Genomic DNA, 14861 nt, shown 5'->3' on the forward strand with positions numbered 1-14861 from the left:
CGCCCAGTGCCAAACAAATTGCGATGCGCCGGTCTGGTGGCCTGAGCGGCGTGCCCAGAACCCGATCCCATCTCGAACTCGGCCGTTAAACACGCCAGCGCCTATGGTACTGTGTCTCAAGACACGGGAGAGTCGGTCGCCGCCAGACCCGCCCATCGCAATACACACACCTTCCCTCGACACGAACACCGATCCGGCCCCCGGACACGGCGCACGCTCGTCAGAGCCCGCGTCGACCCGGACCAGCCGTACAGACTTGGCGCGGGGTGGAGCAGCCCGGTAGCTCGTCAGGCTCATAACCTGAAGGTCACAGGTTCAAATCCTGTCCCCGCAACCAAATCCGACACACAGAACCCGCCGCGCTCAACAGCGCGGCGGGTTCTGCGTTGTGGCAGTAAGTCGCGTGGACCCGCTCGTGGCGCGGACACGCTCCGTGACAGGGCCTGCCCTCCGCGAGGGGAGGGGAGTCCGAGCACCGCGCCGCCCCGGGTTCGCGGTCTGTGCCGCCTGCATCACGCGCGTCGAAGCCCGTCGTCGACCAGCCTCATCGCGAGCGGCCGAACCGGTTCCCGGGCGCGGTCCCCGGGCCGCGACCTTGGCGGTGTTGGCCTCGCAGGCACCTAGCCTTAAGATGCGGTGGGGTACGTCGTGATACGGCGTAAGGGGGGAGCGGCAATGATCTCACAGGCAGGCGGCACGGCCGACCTCGATCGGAGCTGAAGAGCGCGGTTTGCGCGTCTCCGCTCCCTCTCATCGTGCGGCCCGCCCGGTGATGCGTCGCGCATCGCCGCCGAGGCTAACCGCCCTGGCCCTGGCCCTGCTGGTCGCCGCGGGGAGCCAACCCGCGCGCGCTTTCGACCTGTTCGGCCTGTTCGGCAGCGAGCCGGAGCCGCCGCCACCGAGCGCCACGGCGCTTCCGTACACGCTGCGGATCACCGGCACGGACGATTCCGATGTGCTGCGAGCCCTGCAGGACACGTCCACCCTCTATCGCCTGCGGCAGGAGCCCCCGCCCGACGGCGAGGGCCTGCTGCGCCGGGCCGAGACCGACCGCGCCAAGCTCGCCGACGTCCTGTCTGGCTACGGCTACTATCAGGGAACGGTCACGATCCGGATCGACGGCGCGCCGGTGCCGGGCCAGGCGGCGTCGGCGGTCGGTGCCGCGGAGGCGTGGCGCAACCGCGGCCTCGTCCCGGTGCGGATCGCGGTCGATCTCGGGCCCCTCTACCAGCTGCGCCGGATCACCGTGCGCGATCCGGCGGGCAACCCGTTCCCGGAGTCCGAGTTGCCCGCGCGGGTCACCCGCGTCGACGACGACGATCCCGCGCGCTCGGCCACGGTGCTGGCGCGGGAAGCGCAGATCGTCGACCAGTTCCGCGCGCAGGGCCATCCCTTCGCCAAGGTGATCGCGCGCGACCCCGTGGTGGACGATTCCGCCCACGTCATGGACGTGACCTTCACGGTGGCGCCGGGCCCGGTGGCCGGACTCGGCCCGGTCACGGTCAGCGGCGCGCCCGGCATCGACCCGGCGACCATCCGGTCCTTCATCTACGCCGAGCCGGGCGACCCGTACTCGCCCCAGGCGGTGGCGGCGATCCGCCGGTCGGTGGCGCGGATCGAGGGGATCGGCGGCGTGCGGGTCCGCGAGGGCACGACCCTCGACGCCGACGGGAACCTGCCGCTGTTCGTCGCGGTCACCGAGCGCGAGCGCAACCTCGTGGGCGTCTCGGCGCGCTACTCCACCGTCGACGGGCCGGGCGTGCGGGCCTACTACGCCAACCGCAACCTGTTCGGTGGCGGCGAGTCCTTCAGGGTGGACGCCGACATCTACTACCTGGGTCTCGGGAACGACCCGTTCGCCAACCAGCGCAAGCTCGCGGGGATCGGCACGAACGGCCTCGGCGGCCGCCTCTCTGCGACCTACGTCCAGCCGGCCCTGTGGGGGACGCGCAACGACTTTCTCGCCAACGCCTTCATCACCCGAGAGGTGCAGCAGAGCTACCTCGTGGATGGCGGGGGCGTCTCGGGGGCGATCCGCCACCGGTTCTCGGACACGTTCTCGGCGCAGATCGGGCTCGACGCGCAGGCGGGCCGGTCGAAGGACGCCCTCGGCACGGTCAATTACCGGCTGATCGGCGTGCCCGCCTCGGTCACCTACGATTCCACCGACAGCCTCCTCGACCCGACCCGGGGCGTCCGGGCCATCGCGTCGCTGGCGGTCTATCCCGGCGCGATCTCCTCGCCCGGCATCGTCGTGGCCAAGGCGCAGGGCTCCACCTACTACGCCCTCGACGACGAGGCCCGCATGATCCTCGCCGGCCGCGTCGGCTTCGGCTCGGTCTCGGGCGCGCCGCTGGGGGAGATCCCCGACAATTTCAGGTTCTTCGCCGGCGGCGGCGGCTCGGTCCGCGGCTACCCGTACCGGACCCTCGGGCCGATCGGCCCCTTCAACCTGCCGATCGGCGGCCGCAGCCTGCTGGAGGCCTCGCTCGAGGCGCGCATCAAGGTCACCGACACGATCGGCGTGGTGCCGTTCTTCGACGCGGGCACCGCCTTCGCCTCGGCGACGCCGGATTTCGACGAGAAGATCCGCAAATCCGTGGGCATCGGCCTGCGCTACTACACCGGCATCGGGCCGATCCGCGCGGACGTCGCCTTCCCGCTCGACCCCTACAAGGGCGGACACGTGCGTCCCGCCGTCCTGTATCTCAGCCTGGGGCAGGCGTTCTGAATGGTGTTCCGAACCGGACTCACGCCGCGCACCGCGCGTCCGACCGCCCGTCCCGGCCGGTGGAGCCTGGCGCTCGTCCTGGTCTGCCTCGCCCTGCTGCCCTGGACCCTCGCGACGACGCGCGCCGACGAGGGCGACAAGTCCGTCCTCGGCGGCCTCCTGTCCCGCGCCCTGTCGACGCCCTCGTCGCGGGTGGCGATCGGCGCCATCGACGGCGCCCTGTCCTCGGACGCGACCATCCGGGACGTGGCGATCAGCGACCGCGACGGCGTCTGGCTGAAGCTCGACCGGGCCCGCATCGTCTGGCGGCGGCTGGCCCTCCTGTCGGGACGGCTGGAGGTCGACAGCCTCGAGATCGGGCATCTCGACGTGCTGCGCCGCCCGATCCCCGGACCGCCGCCGCCCGAGGCCAAGCCCGACGGGCGGCTCCTCCCGGACCTGCCGGTCAAGGTCGAGATCAAGGGGTTCAAGCTGGCCGAGCTGACGCTGGGCGAGGCGGTGGCCGGGCAGCCGGCGCGGCTGTCGGCGGAGGGCCGGGCGAAGCTCGGCGCCGCCAGCGAGGGGCTCGACCTGCAGGCGAGGGCGCAGCGCCTCGACGCGCCGGGCCGCTTCCTGCTGTCGCTGCTGTTCGTGCCGAACGGCGAGCGGCTGGAACTCAAGGCGAACCTGGTCGAGCCGGCGGGCGGCCTGCTCTCGAAGGCCGCCAACCTGCCCGGCACCCCGCCGATCGACTTCGAGCTCGACGGGACCGGGACACTGGATGCCTGGGGGGCCAAGCTCGACTTCACGGCCGGTCCCGACATCGGCGCCAGGGGCGGGGCGAAGATCTCCCGCATCGGGGCCGAGCGGCGCCTCGCCCTCGACCTCGCGGCCCGGATCGAGGGGCTGATGCCCGGTCCGGCGGCGGCGGTCTTCGCCGGCACCACCAACCTCGACGGCGGCCTCGCCTTCGCGGATAGCGGCGCCTTCCGGATCGACCGGCTGGAGCTGACCTCCCGCACGGCGCGCCTGACGGCCGGCGGCAGCCTCACCCGCGACGGGGTCGCCGACCTGACGCTGCAGGCGCGCGCCCTGCCGACGGAGGGCGACGTCACCCGGGCCGGCGAGGCCGAGATCGGCAAGCTCGTCTTCGACGGCAGCCTCAAGGGACCGCTGGCGGCGCCCACCGTCCGGGGTCGTCTCGACGCGGCCGCCCTGCGCAGCCGCGATTCCAGCCTGGACCGGATCGAGGCCAGCCTCGGCATCGACCCGCAGAGCGAGCCGTCGGCGCAGCGTTTCGCTATCGCGGCGGACGGCCGGGTCGACGGCCTGAAGCTCGCCGACCCGGCCCTGCGCCGGGCGATCGGCAGCCGGGCCACCGTGACGCTCCGGGCCTCGGCCGGCGCCGACGGCGTTCTCGATATCGCGGCGCTCAAGCTCGATTCCGACACGGCGCGGGCCGCCTATGCCGGCCGGGTCGGCCAGAACACCCTGACCGGCACCGTGGACGCGGCGCTGCCGGACCTCTCCGTCTTCTCGGGCCTCGCGGGCCAGGGTCTCGCGGGCAGCCTCGACGCCAAGGCGCGGCTCAGCGGCGATCCGGCGCGCAAGGCCGTCGCCGCCGACCTCGCCGTGACGACGAGCGGCGTCGTCACCGGGATCCGGGCGGCCGACCGCACCCTCGGCCGCGCGCCGAGCCTCCAGGGGCGCGTCTCCCAGACCTTCGACGGGTACGGCTTCGACCATCTGCGCCTCGAAGGCTCCGGCGTCACCGCGACCCTGCAGGGCGAGGCGACGGCGACCCGCGCGGACGTCACCGGCAGGATCGACCTCAAGAGCCTCGCGGATCTCGACGGGCGCCTCACCGGCAGGGCGGGCGTCGACGCGCGCCTGACCGGATCCCTCGAGCATCCGGACGTGACCGCGACCCTGACGGCGCCCTCCGCCACGGCGGCCGGCAAGCCGATCCGGGACCTGCGCGTCGAGGCGGTCCTGCGGGACGCCCTCCTCGCGCCGGACGGCACGGTCCGGCTCGGCGGCGATGTCGGCGGCAAGCCGCTAACCGGCGGCGCGCACCTCGCGCGCGTCGGCGGGGACTGGGTCCTCGACCGGCTCGGCCTCGATCTCGGCTCGGTCTCCGTCGCCGGCCAGGCGACGGTCGCGGCCGACACGTGGCTGTCGGCCGGCGCGCTCACCGTGCGGGCCGGCGACCTGACGGACATCGCGCCCCTGGTCCCGGAACCGGTCGCGGGCCGCCTCGACGCCGCGCTGACCCTCGCCCGCGACGGCGGGCGCCAGGACGTGACCGTCCGCGCCACCGGGGCCGGTCTCCGCTACGGCGAGACCGCCCTCGCGCGGCTCGACGCGGACCTCTCGGGACGAGACCTGCGCGCCCACCCGGTCCTCGACGGGCGCGTCGAGGCCGACCGGCTCGTGGCCGCCGGCCAGCAGGTCGACACGATCCGGCTCCTCGCGAACGGCACGCCCGCCTTCAGCGACGTGAGCCTCACCGCTCGGGCGCGCGGCTTCACGCTCGACGGTGCCGCGCGGGTCGTCCCGGCCGCGGACACGCGGATCGAGATCCAGCGCCTGTCGGCGGCCCGCGGCAACGACCGCTTCGCCCTCACCGGGCCGGCGGCGATCACCCTCCGGGACGGCGGCGCGGTGATCGACGGCCTGTCGATCGCGGCGGGCTCCGGCCGCGTCACGGTCGCGGGCCGCGCCGGGCGGGATCTCGACCTCAAGGTGGCGATCCGGTCGCTGCCCCTGTCGCTCGCCCGGATCGCCGCACCGAGCCTCGCCCTCTCGGGGACCCTGGACGGGGAGGCGGATCTCCGCGGCCCCGCGACGCGGCCGGAGGGGCGCTACGCGGTCAGCGTCGCCAAGCTCGTCGCCCCGCAGACGCGGCAGGCCGGCTTGCCGGCGATCGACGCGACCGCCAAGGGCACGCTGTCGGACGGGCAGGCGAGCCTGGACGGGCGGGTCACGGCCGGGCGCGGCGTCGCCCTGACGGTCTCCGGGTCGCTGCCCGTGGAGGCCGGGGGTCCGCTGGACCTGCGCGCGCGCGGGACACTCGACGCCGCCCTCGCCAATTCCCTCCTGAGCGTCGGCGGCCAGAGCGTCACCGGCAAGATCGCCATCGACGGCGGCGTCACCGGCACGCTCGCGGCGCCGCGGGCCCAGGGCGCGGCGGTGCTGAGCGGCGGGAGCTTCACCGATCCGCTGAACGGGCTCCGCTTCACCGGGATCGAGGGTCGCGTCACCGGCCGCGGCGACAGCGTCGTGGTCGAGCGCCTGACCGCGACCGCCCGCAACGGCGGTCAGGTCTCCGTCACCGGCCGCGTCTCCCTCGCGCCCGACTTCCCGGGCAATTTCCACGTCGTCGCCGACAAGGCCGAGCTCGTCTCGAGCCCTCTGATGACGGCCGTGTCGAGCGTCGACATCACGCTTGCGGGGCCGCTGGCGCGGACGCCGCGGATCGCCGGCCGGGTGAACGTCGTGTCGATCGACGTCGCGGTTCCGGACCGGCTGCCGGCCACCATCCGGCCGCTGCCGGGCGTCCGCCACGTCAACACGCCGCCGGCCCTGAAGGCGCGCCTGGCGCAGCGGGCGGAGCGGAAGGCCGCGACCCGGTCCGGGCGACGGGGCGGGAAGCCGGCAGTCCCGTTCGACGCCACCCTCGACGTGACGATCGACGCGCCGAGCCGCATCTTCGTGCGCGGGCGCGGCATCGACGCGGAACTCGGCGGTGCGCTGCGCGTCACCGGCACCTCCGCGTCGCCCAACGCCAACGGCGCGTTCTCGCTGCGGCGCGGACAGTTCGAGCTCGTCGGCCAGCGCCTGGATTTCAGCCGCGGCCGGCTGACCTTCGCCGGCAGCCTGACCACGCCGGAGCTCGATTTCGTCGCCGAGACCAAGGCCACCGACGTGACCGCCCGCATCGCGGTCTCGGGCTTCGCGGACGCGCCGCAATTCTCCCTGACCTCGGATCCGGTCCTGCCGCAGGACGAGATCCTGTCGCGGATCCTGTTCAAGAAAGCGTCGGCCGGCCTGTCGCCGTTCCAGGCGCTGCAGCTCGCCCAGGCCGTCGCCCAGCTCTCGGGGGGCGCCGCCGGTCCGGACGTGTTCGAGCAGGCGCGCAAGAGCCTCGGCCTCGACAGCCTCGACGTCTCCACCGGCGCGAGCGGCGGGCCGGCGATCGGCGCCTCGCGCTACATCTCGGATCGGGTCAGCGTCGGCGTGAAGGCCGGAGCGAAGCCCGCCGACACCGCCGTCGGGGTCGACTTCGACGTCACCCGCCGGATCAAGCTGAAGGGCGAGGCCGGGACCGACGGCCGCACCAGCCTCGGCGTCGGCGCCGAGTACGAGTGGTAGCCGGCACGGTCACACAGCCGCCCGTTCCACCGCGCCCGCGGGGCTGCGGGATCGACACGCCCGGTCAATGGTTTAGGTTCGGGACGAGCGGCCGCCAGGGCCGCCGATCGGGCGGGAAACACCACGGGCGATGGACGAGCTTTTCGAGACCGATGACGATCCGCCGGTTCCGGAGGGCGGCCTTATCCGCAAGCTCCCGATCATCAACAGGCGGGGCCTCCACGCCCGCGCCTCCGCGAAGTTCGTGCAGACCGTGGAGCGCTACGACGCCGCCGTGACGGTCACCCGGGCCGGCGAGACGGTCGGCGGGCGCTCGATCATGGGCCTGCTGACGCTCGGCGCCGCCATGGGCACACGCATCGCCGTCACCGCCGTCGGCCCGGACGCGGAGAGCTGCCTCGACGCCATCGAGGCCCTGCTGGCCAACCGCTTCGGCGAGGACGAGTAGCGTCTAGGCCGTCGCCTTGCCCGGCCACGCGCACAGGTCGGAGACCGGGCACCGGGGGCAGGCGGGCTTCCGGGCCGTGCAGGTGTCGCGCCCGTGCCGGAACAGCCAGACATGGGCGTTGTCCTTGAACGCGTCCGGCACGATTCGGGCGAGGCCGTCGGCCACCGCGTCGACCGTCGCGCCCGGGGCGAGGGGGATCCGGTTCGCGATCCGGAAGATGTGGGTGTCGACCGCGATCACCGGCTCGTGGAAGGCGAAGTTCGCCGTGACCTCGGCGCTCTTGCGGCCGATCCCCGGCAGGCGGCGCATCTCCGCGGCGCTGCGCGGGACGGCGCCGCCGTGCTCCGCGAGCAGGACCGCCGACAGCCTGACGATGTTGCGCGCCTTGGAGGGCCCGAGCCCGACCGGCCGGACGATCTCGGCGATCCGGGCCTCCCCCAGGGCCGCCATGGCGGCGGGATCGCGGGCCTCGGCGAACAGCGCGTCCGCGATCCGCGAGACGGTCGGGCCGGTGGACTGGGCCGAGAGCAGCACGGTCACGAGCAGGCGGAACGGGTCGGTGCGGTCGAATCCGACCTTCGGATCCGGGTCCCGCTCGGCGAGGCGCGCGAGGATGGCGGCCACCCGGTCGGCCTCGCCCGCCCCGCGCGAGCGCGGCACAGTCCGTGCGGCCGCCTTCCGGCGCGGAGCGGGTCGAACGCCGTGGGGCAGGTCGCGGGTCATGTCGGCCAGCTAGGGTTCGCCGCCCCCGTCGACAGGCGCCCCGGACGCGGCGGATTGACCGCTCACCGACCACTCAGGCCCGGGCGCGGCGCCAGGGCACCGCGTTGGCGCCGGCGCACAGGTGGAGCGTCCCGGCGACCACCGCGCCGGCCCGACGGCGGAACTCGACCCGCAGCGCGCCGCGGCGGGCGAACAGCCGGGTGACCACACGCACCAGCGACGCCTCGGCCGGGTCGGCGATGATCGGCCGCGCGGCCGTGCGGGCGTCGAGGGCGAGGAAGGTCTCGACCGCGTCGCGGACCGCTTCCGGCTCGGTGACGGCGAGCATCTCGGTCTCCGCGGGCTCCCAGCCCTCGGGACGCACGCCGAGCAGGTTCCCGGCCGGGATCGGCCGGGAACGCGCCGGGCGGCTGGCCGCCAGGACGGGGCGCCGCGGCTCCGGATCCGGGGCGGGTGCGGACTGGCCGACGAGTCGGAGCGGGCGGCGCAGCGCCCCGAGCCGCTCCCGCAGCGCCCGGTCGACGGCCTCCGCGGCCGCGCGCTCCACGAGGGCGGCCGCGTCGGGCTCGGCGGGCTGCCAGGGCCGGGCGCGGCGGCCCCAGACCGGATGCGGCATCGCCAGCGGGACCACGCCGCGCAGAGTCTCGTGGCCGTCGCGCGCGTCGCGGCTCCAGGCGAGGGCGACGGCGACGGGACGACCGGCCGGGCGGTGCTGGGCGAGCGGGAGGAGGTGGTCCGGGTCGCGCAGCGGGTCGGTCACCGCGTTGCGCACCAGCATGGCCCGCCACGCGGCGACGGAGGCCGCGTCGACGGCACCGGGTCGCCGCAGATCGACCCGCCAGGTCCCGGTCTCGGCGCCGTCCTCGGCGCCGTCCTCGGCACCGGCTCCGGCTTCCGGATCCGCCGCGCGGTCCGGCCGCTCGGTGAGCCCGCCCTGTATCACGGTGAAGCGTCGCGCCATCCGCGTGTCCTGCCTCTCGACGACCCGTCCCGATCCGGGACGATCCGGCGCCTCCGGGGCGCCCTTCGCGTCGAGGGCTTCAAGGACGGTGCCGACTGCCGGCGTCAGGGGCCGGGGATCGCCAGGGGATTGTCGGTCAGGGCGGCGGCATCCGGCGCGTCGACCCGGGGGCGGCCGAGGAAGGCGTCCCAGAGCTGGCGCACGAAGGCCGGATCGAGGTCGCGCAGGATCAGGACGAGGCGCGAGGTGTGGTCGGGATCCGGCCAGGCCGGCAGGGTGACCGGCGCGTGGAACACGTGCTGGACGCCGTGGACGACGAGGGGCCGCTCGGGATCGTCGGCGAGGGCGACGAGGCCCTTGAGCCGGAGCAGCTTCGGCCCGTGGCCGGAGCGCAGGAGATCCATGAACATCTCGAAGGCGGGGCGCGGCACGGGCGCCGCGCTGGTCAGGCAGATCGCCCGGATCGACGCGTCGTGGCGGTTCACGTCGGCGTGGCGGTGATGCGCCTGCTCCAGCGCCGCGTCGCCGAGCCACGCGCGCACGTCGGCGGTCTTGCCGTCGAGGCCGAACAGGCCGCCGAGGAGCGTGTCCGCGGGGGCGTCGGGCGCGACGATCGGGGCGGCCGGGTTGAGCGCCGCGAGGCGCGCGCGGATCCCCGAGAGGTCGCCCGCGAGGTCGGCCTTGGTCAGCACGATCCGGTCGGCGACCGCGGCCTGCCGCAGGGCCTCCGGATGGGCGTCGAGGGTCGCGGCGCCGGTGGCCGCGTCCACCACCGTCACCACGGCCTGGAGACGGTATCGCAGCACCAGATAGGGATGGTAGATCAGCGCGTGCAGGATCGGCGCCGGATCGGCGAGGCCCGTCGTCTCGATCACGACTCGCCGGAACGGCCGGATCCGGCCGTTGTCGCGCTTGCGCAGCAGATCCTCGAGGGTCGCGATCAGGTCGCCCCGCACCGTGCAGCACAGGCAGCCGGCCCCGAGCAGGATCATGTCCTCGTCGACGGTCTCGATCAGCAGGTGGTCCAGGCCGATCTCGCCGAACTCGTTGACGATCACCACCGTGTCGGCGAGCGCGGGATCGCGCAGCAGCCGGTTCAGCAGAGTGGTCTTCCCGGCTCCGAGGAAGCCGGTGAGCACGGTCAGCGGGATGGGCTCCGGGCGGCGCGGGTCCGAAGCGGGGGCGGAAGACTCTGACAGAGGCGGCGACATGGGCGACGAAGTGGGGTGTGGCGGCCTCCGCGGCAACGCGGCGGCCGCACGGATACCCGCGCGGGCCTACTCGTCGGCCGCCGCCTTCTTGGCGGCCGGCTTCCTGGCCGGGGCCTTGGCCGCCGCCTTGTGGGACGTCGTATCGGCCTTGGCGGGCGACGGCTTGTGGGCGGCCGCCTTCGGAGCCGGCTTGCTCAGGCCCTTCCCGGGCTTGGCCTCCGGCATCCCGGGCGTGACGTCCGACGTGTAGGCGCTGGCGTTCCGCGGCACGCCGTGGCCTGGCTTCGCGGCGACCTTGGGAGCGGATTTGGCGGCCGCCTTCGCGGCCTCGGCCCGCTCCAGGCGCGCCGCGCGCGCCTGCTTGGCCGCCTCGAGGGCCGCCGCGCGCTTGGCCTTGGCGGCCTCGAGCTTGGCGGCGCGGGTGTTGGCGGCGGCGGCCTTCTGCTCGGCCTCCTGCGCCTCGAGGATCTGCTGGCCCTCGGCCGGGTTGCGACCGACCCAGACGGCGATCGGCTGGAGCGGCGCCCGCGGCGGCAGGGACCGCGCCCGGAGGGCCGGGTTGGAGAACGCGGCGAGCGCCAGCGCCGGCGAGTTCGCCGCCGAGCCGCCGATCAGCTGCGCGGCCGAACCGGGGGCGCTCAGCGCGCCGGGACCGTCCTCGATGGCCGGGGGCTTCTTGCCGCCGCACACGAAGGGACGCATGTCCGGCGGCGCCGGGATCGCGGAGGCCGGCAGCGCGTCGAGGGTCGGGCTGGTCCAGCCGGCGCTCTGGCCGAAGGCGTAGTCGAACAGGTCGGCGGTCTTCACGTCGCGCTCGCGCGGGGTCGGCTGCCCCATCACGATGGTGACGATCCGCCGGCCGTTGCGCGTGGCGGTCGCCACGACGTTGAAGCCGCCCGAGCAGATGAAGCCAGTCTTCATCCCGTCCGTGCCGGGATAGCGCCCGAGCAGCCCGTTGTGGTTCGCCATCACGGCGCGGCCGAACTGGATCGCCGAGATCGAGAACAGGTCGTGGGAATCCGGGAAGTCGCGGATCAGCGCCCGGGCGAGGACCGCCATGTCGCGGGCGGAGGTCCACTGGCGCGGGTCGGGCAGGCCGTTCGGGTTGAACCAGCGGCTGTCGTGCATGCCGATCCGCTGCCCGGTCTCGTTCATCAGCGCGGCGAAGTTCTCGACGGATCCCCCGAGCGACTCGCCGATCGCGTAGGCGACGTCGTTCGCCGACTTGACCATGATGATCTTCAGGGCGTTGTCGAGGGTGAGCTGCGTCCCCGGCTTGAAGCCCATCTTCGAGGGCGGCTCGGCGGCGGCGGCAGCCGAGATGGTGATCATCGAGTCGAGCGAGACCTTGCCCTGGCGGACGAGGTCCAGGGCGACGTAGGTCGTCATCAGCTTCGTGATCGAGGCCGGGTACCAGGGATCGGTCGGCGCCTGCGCGTAGATGACCTTGCCGGAATCCACGTCGGCCACGAGGATCGGCACCGTCACGGCGTTCGCGGCGCCGATCCCGACCAGGCCCGCCCCGAGCAGACCCGTCAGCGCCGCAAGCCCGACGGTGAGGCGTCGGTAGAGAGAAGAGGACATTCGAGCCCGACTCGTCAGAGGATCGCCTGGATCGACGCCCTGGGGGCGTCGGATTTCCGGCCGGCCAGCCGGAGAGCGGCGCAACCCGGACGGCCGAAAGGCGATCGCCGGACTGCATCTCGGCATGAACGAGCCTACCGTGGCAAGAGCAAGGCGAGATCACATCGCGGGTCTGCACGGCGCGGTTGTCGGTGGCCCGCGAGGGCGGCACGGCTTATGTGCAGGCCGGGCGCGCAAGCCGGATCGCGCGCGACGGTGACTGGGACGGTTGTGGCTTACGCGGTCAAGGAGATCTTCCACACGCTCCAGGGCGAGGGCGCGCAGGCGGGCCGTGCCGCCGTGTTCTGCCGGTTCGCCGGATGCAACCTCTGGTCCGGGCGCGAGGCCGATCGCGCCGCCGCGGCCTGCCGGTTCTGCGACACCGATTTCGTCGGGATGGACGGGGAGGGCGGCGGGCGCTTCGCGGACGCGGCCTCCCTCGCCGACGCGATCGCCGCCACCTGGGCGGGCGGCGCCGCGAACCGCTACGTTGTCTTCACCGGCGGCGAGCCGCTGCTCCAGCTCGACACGCCGCTGATCGAGGCCGTCCACGCGGCCGGGTTCGAGATCGCCATCGAGACCAACGGCACGCTGCCGGCGCCCCCGGGGATCGACTGGATCTGCGTCAGCCCCAAGGGGAGCAACGCCCTCGCACAGGTCTCCGGCCACGAGCTGAAGCTCGTCTACCCGCAGGCGGATGCCGATCCCGCGGCCTTCGTGGATCTCGCCTTCCAGCACCGCTTCCTCCAGCCCATGGACGGCCCCGACCGGGTCGCCAGCACCGAGGCGGCGATCGCCTATTGCCGCCGGGACGCCCGCTGGCGGCTCTCTCTGCAGACCCACAAGATGATCGGCATTCCCTGAGAGGCCTGGATTCGGTCCCGGGATTGGGTTCGGACGAAGTGATCGCCAAGCCGGTGCCGCACGAGGCGCCGGTCCCCTCTCCCGTGCGGGAGAGGGACAGGGTGAGGGATCAGGGCCATCCGGACGAGTCGCGGCCTGTCGGCAACCCGAGAGCGCGCCTGATCCTGAAGCTTCTCGTCCCTCACCCCGACCCTCTCCCGCACGGGAGAGGGGGTTACGGCGCGGTTGTCTCGACCGGGATCGCCGTCTCTCCGAACCGTCAGGACGCGATCGGGGACGGCACTACCTGACGATAGCCCCCTGCTGGGCGCGCGCCGCGCGGATCGCCGAGCGCGCGAACCGTCCGCCCGCGCGCGGCGGATCGGGATCCTGGCCGTCCAGCACGGCGCGGCGCAGGGCCACCAGCGCGGGATCGCCCCATCGGTCGAGGACGCGTCCGAACGCGGCGTGGCGCCCGGCATCGAACGGGACCGGTCGCCCGGCCCCGTCCCGCGCGGGATGGGCCGGATGCAGCGTCCCGCAGGGTATCCAACCCGGCGGGATCGGCGCGGTGGCCGCGTGCGTGCGTGCGAGTCGCAGGAGTTGCGGCAGCAGGTGGCACCGCGGCCCGGGCCCCGCGGCCGCCCGATCGGCCTCCGGCGCGAAGACCTCGACGCGACCGATGCGGGTGATGACGATCTGGTCCAGACCCGAGATGACAGCGGACGGCATCGCCGCGGCGCCGGCGGCGAGGAGCGGTCGGCCCGCCAGCGCCCGCAAGCGGACGATCCGCGCGGGGTCGGCGGTCCGGAGGCAGGCATCCGCGGCGCGCAGACCGAGGCCGAGATCGAACAGGCGCGCGGCGCGGTCCTCCGGCCGGATCGCCGCCCCGTCGGGACCCAGTTCGGTCAGAACGGTGCGCCGGCCCATCGCGCAGGCGGCCTCGGGAAGGCAGAGCGCGACCGCCTGGCTCCAGCCGTCGGCGAAGCCGGTCTCGTAGGCGAACGGCCTGAGATCCGGATGCGCCCGGACCGCGAGCGCGCCGCGGGCCGTGCGGAGCCCGATCGCGTCGTCCTCGAGGGGCCGTGCCGGCTCGTCGGGTTCCCGCGCGAACACGGCGGCGGCTCCGTAGCCGCCGAGGCTCCACGTGCAGGCCGGATCGGCCAGCTGGGCACGCAGCAGGCCGTTCACCGCGGGTCCGGCTCCGCCCGTCATCGGCTCCCCTCGTGCACGCCACCGCAGCCCGCACGCCTTGACACGGACGGCGAATGACCGGAAGTCGCGGTGCATCACCGAGGTTGTGGTCGGCGAGGCGGGTGCGCGACCCGGAACGACCGACGCGGAGACGTCCGCTGGACCTCGCGACGGGATCCGCAAGAAGGGCGCTGGCATGGACGTCATCGAGACCGAGATCCCGGACGTGAAGCGCATCGTCCTGAAGCGCTTCGGCGACGCGCGGGGCTGGTTCTCGGAGACCTTCCGGGCCGACACCCTGGCGCGGGCCGGCATCACCACGCCGTTCGTGCAGGACAACCAGTCCTTCTCGGCCCCGCAGGGGACGGTCCGCGGCCTGCACTTCCAGATCGCCCCCCGCGCGCAGGCCAAGCTGATCCGCGTGCTGCAGGGCGCGATCCTCGACGTCGCGGTCGACATCCGCAGCGACTCGCCGACCTTCGGGAAGTACGTCGCCGTCACGCTCGACGCCGAGAACGGCGAGCAGCTCTACATCCCGCACGGCTTCGCGCACGGCTTCTGCACCCTGACCCCCGACGTCATGGTCGCCTACAAGGTCGACGACTACTACAGCCCCGAGCACGACCGCGCGCTGTTCTGGAACGATCCGGCGATCGGGATCCCGTGGCCGGTCTCCGGCGAGGCGGCGATCCTGTCCGACAAGGATCGCCGGGCGCCGAAGCTCGCCGATCTCGGCCGCGTCTTCTGAAGAGCGCGGCCCGGCCGCAATTTTGT

At 74.0% G+C, this 14861-nt stretch carries 10 protein-coding genes, 1 tRNA gene and 1 rRNA gene; 7 read left to right on the forward strand and 5 right to left on the reverse strand.

The genetic code is table 11. From position 1 onward, the window contains the following. The first annotated feature begins 32 nt into the window (after positions 1-32). The 5 genes from rrf (at position 33) to BMY19_RS16920 (ending at position 7532) form a co-directional block, all read left to right on the forward strand. A 5S ribosomal RNA gene (gene rrf / locus BMY19_RS16900) occupies positions 33-148 on the forward strand. Between the two features lie 112 nt (positions 149-260). Then, positions 261-337 (forward strand) — tRNA-Met (locus BMY19_RS16905). Between the two features lie 435 nt (positions 338-772). Then, a complete protein-coding gene (locus BMY19_RS16910) occupies positions 773-2731 on the forward strand; it encodes an autotransporter assembly complex protein TamA (RefSeq protein WP_100252373.1) in 1959 nt (652 codons plus the stop codon). Beyond that, the gene (locus BMY19_RS16915; RefSeq protein ID WP_100252374.1) at positions 2732-7084 is read left to right on the forward strand and encodes a translocation/assembly module TamB domain-containing protein; all 4353 of its coding nucleotides are present in this window, start codon (positions 2732-2734) and stop codon (positions 7082-7084) included. A 130-nt stretch (positions 7085-7214) separates the two neighbouring features. Beyond that, positions 7215-7532: an HPr family phosphocarrier protein gene (locus BMY19_RS16920; protein ID WP_020094097.1), complete on the forward strand. Its 318-nt coding sequence runs from the start codon at positions 7215-7217 to the stop codon at positions 7530-7532. A 3-nt stretch (positions 7533-7535) separates the two neighbouring features. Here BMY19_RS16920 and nth read toward each other — a convergent pair whose 3' ends face one another. The 4 genes from nth to BMY19_RS16940 all read right to left on the reverse strand — a co-directional run bounded on the left by nth (position 7536) and on the right by BMY19_RS16940 (position 12011). Next, on the reverse strand, positions 7536-8156 hold the full coding sequence (gene nth / locus BMY19_RS16925) for an endonuclease III domain-containing protein (RefSeq protein WP_244534939.1): 621 nt from the start codon (positions 8154-8156) through the stop codon (positions 7536-7538). Positions 8157-8328: 172 nt separating this feature from the next. Continuing rightward, positions 8329-9216 carry a GNAT family N-acetyltransferase gene (locus tag BMY19_RS16930; protein ID WP_100252376.1) on the reverse strand — a complete coding sequence of 296 codons (888 nt, stop codon included), beginning with the start codon at positions 9214-9216 and terminating at the stop codon, positions 8329-8331. A 104-nt stretch (positions 9217-9320) separates the two neighbouring features. Further along, positions 9321-10427 (reverse strand): CobW family GTP-binding protein, encoded by a 1107-nt coding sequence (locus BMY19_RS16935; protein WP_100252377.1) that lies wholly within the window; start codon positions 10425-10427, stop codon positions 9321-9323. Positions 10428-10493: 66 nt separating this feature from the next. After that, the gene (locus BMY19_RS16940) at positions 10494-12011 is read right to left on the reverse strand and encodes a D-alanyl-D-alanine carboxypeptidase family protein (protein WP_091979202.1); all 1518 of its coding nucleotides are present in this window, start codon (positions 12009-12011) and stop codon (positions 10494-10496) included. 270 nt (positions 12012-12281) lie between these two features. Here BMY19_RS16940 and queE point away from each other — a divergent pair, with 270 nt between their 5' ends. After that, positions 12282-12914 carry a 7-carboxy-7-deazaguanine synthase gene (gene queE, locus BMY19_RS16945; RefSeq protein WP_020094102.1) on the forward strand — a complete coding sequence of 211 codons (633 nt, stop codon included), beginning with the start codon at positions 12282-12284 and terminating at the stop codon, positions 12912-12914. 282 nt (positions 12915-13196) lie between these two features. Here the strand turns inward: queE and BMY19_RS16950 are convergent, their stop codons facing one another. Then, positions 13197-14108, reverse strand: coding sequence for a DUF6925 family protein (locus BMY19_RS16950; protein ID WP_100252378.1), 912 nt, complete (start codon positions 14106-14108; stop codon positions 13197-13199). Between the two features lie 175 nt (positions 14109-14283). On the opposite strand from BMY19_RS16950, the gene rfbC reads away from it, so the two are divergent. Next, positions 14284-14835, forward strand: coding sequence for a dTDP-4-dehydrorhamnose 3,5-epimerase (gene rfbC / locus BMY19_RS16955; RefSeq protein WP_100252379.1), 552 nt, complete (start codon positions 14284-14286; stop codon positions 14833-14835). Positions 14836-14861 lie beyond the last annotated feature (26 nt).

Source organism: Methylobacterium sp. UNC300MFChir4.1 (assembly GCF_900110155.1).
Lineage (GTDB): Bacteria > Pseudomonadota > Alphaproteobacteria > Rhizobiales > Beijerinckiaceae > Methylobacterium.

Bases quoted from the DNA above. Each gene is read 5' to 3' on its own strand.
- rfbC (WP_100252379.1), top strand. From the start codon at position 14,284: ATGGACGTCATCGAGACCGAGATCCCGGACGTGAAGCGCATCGTCCTG.
- BMY19_RS16935 (WP_100252377.1), bottom strand. From the start codon at position 10,427: ATGTCGCCGCCTCTGTCAGAGTCTTCCGCCCCCGCTTCGGACCCGCGC.
- BMY19_RS16920 (WP_020094097.1), top strand. From the start codon at position 7,215: ATGGACGAGCTTTTCGAGACCGATGACGATCCGCCGGTTCCGGAGGGC.
- BMY19_RS16930 (WP_100252376.1), bottom strand. From the start codon at position 9,216: ATGGCGCGACGCTTCACCGTGATACAGGGCGGGCTCACCGAGCGGCCG.
- BMY19_RS16950 (WP_100252378.1), bottom strand. From the start codon at position 14,108: ATGACGGGCGGAGCCGGACCCGCGGTGAACGGCCTGCTGCGTGCCCAG.
- BMY19_RS16915 (WP_100252374.1), top strand. From the start codon at position 2,732: ATGGTGTTCCGAACCGGACTCACGCCGCGCACCGCGCGTCCGACCGCC.
- BMY19_RS16940 (WP_091979202.1), bottom strand. From the start codon at position 12,011: ATGTCCTCTTCTCTCTACCGACGCCTCACCGTCGGGCTTGCGGCGCTG.
- BMY19_RS16910 (WP_100252373.1), top strand. From the start codon at position 773: ATGCGTCGCGCATCGCCGCCGAGGCTAACCGCCCTGGCCCTGGCCCTG.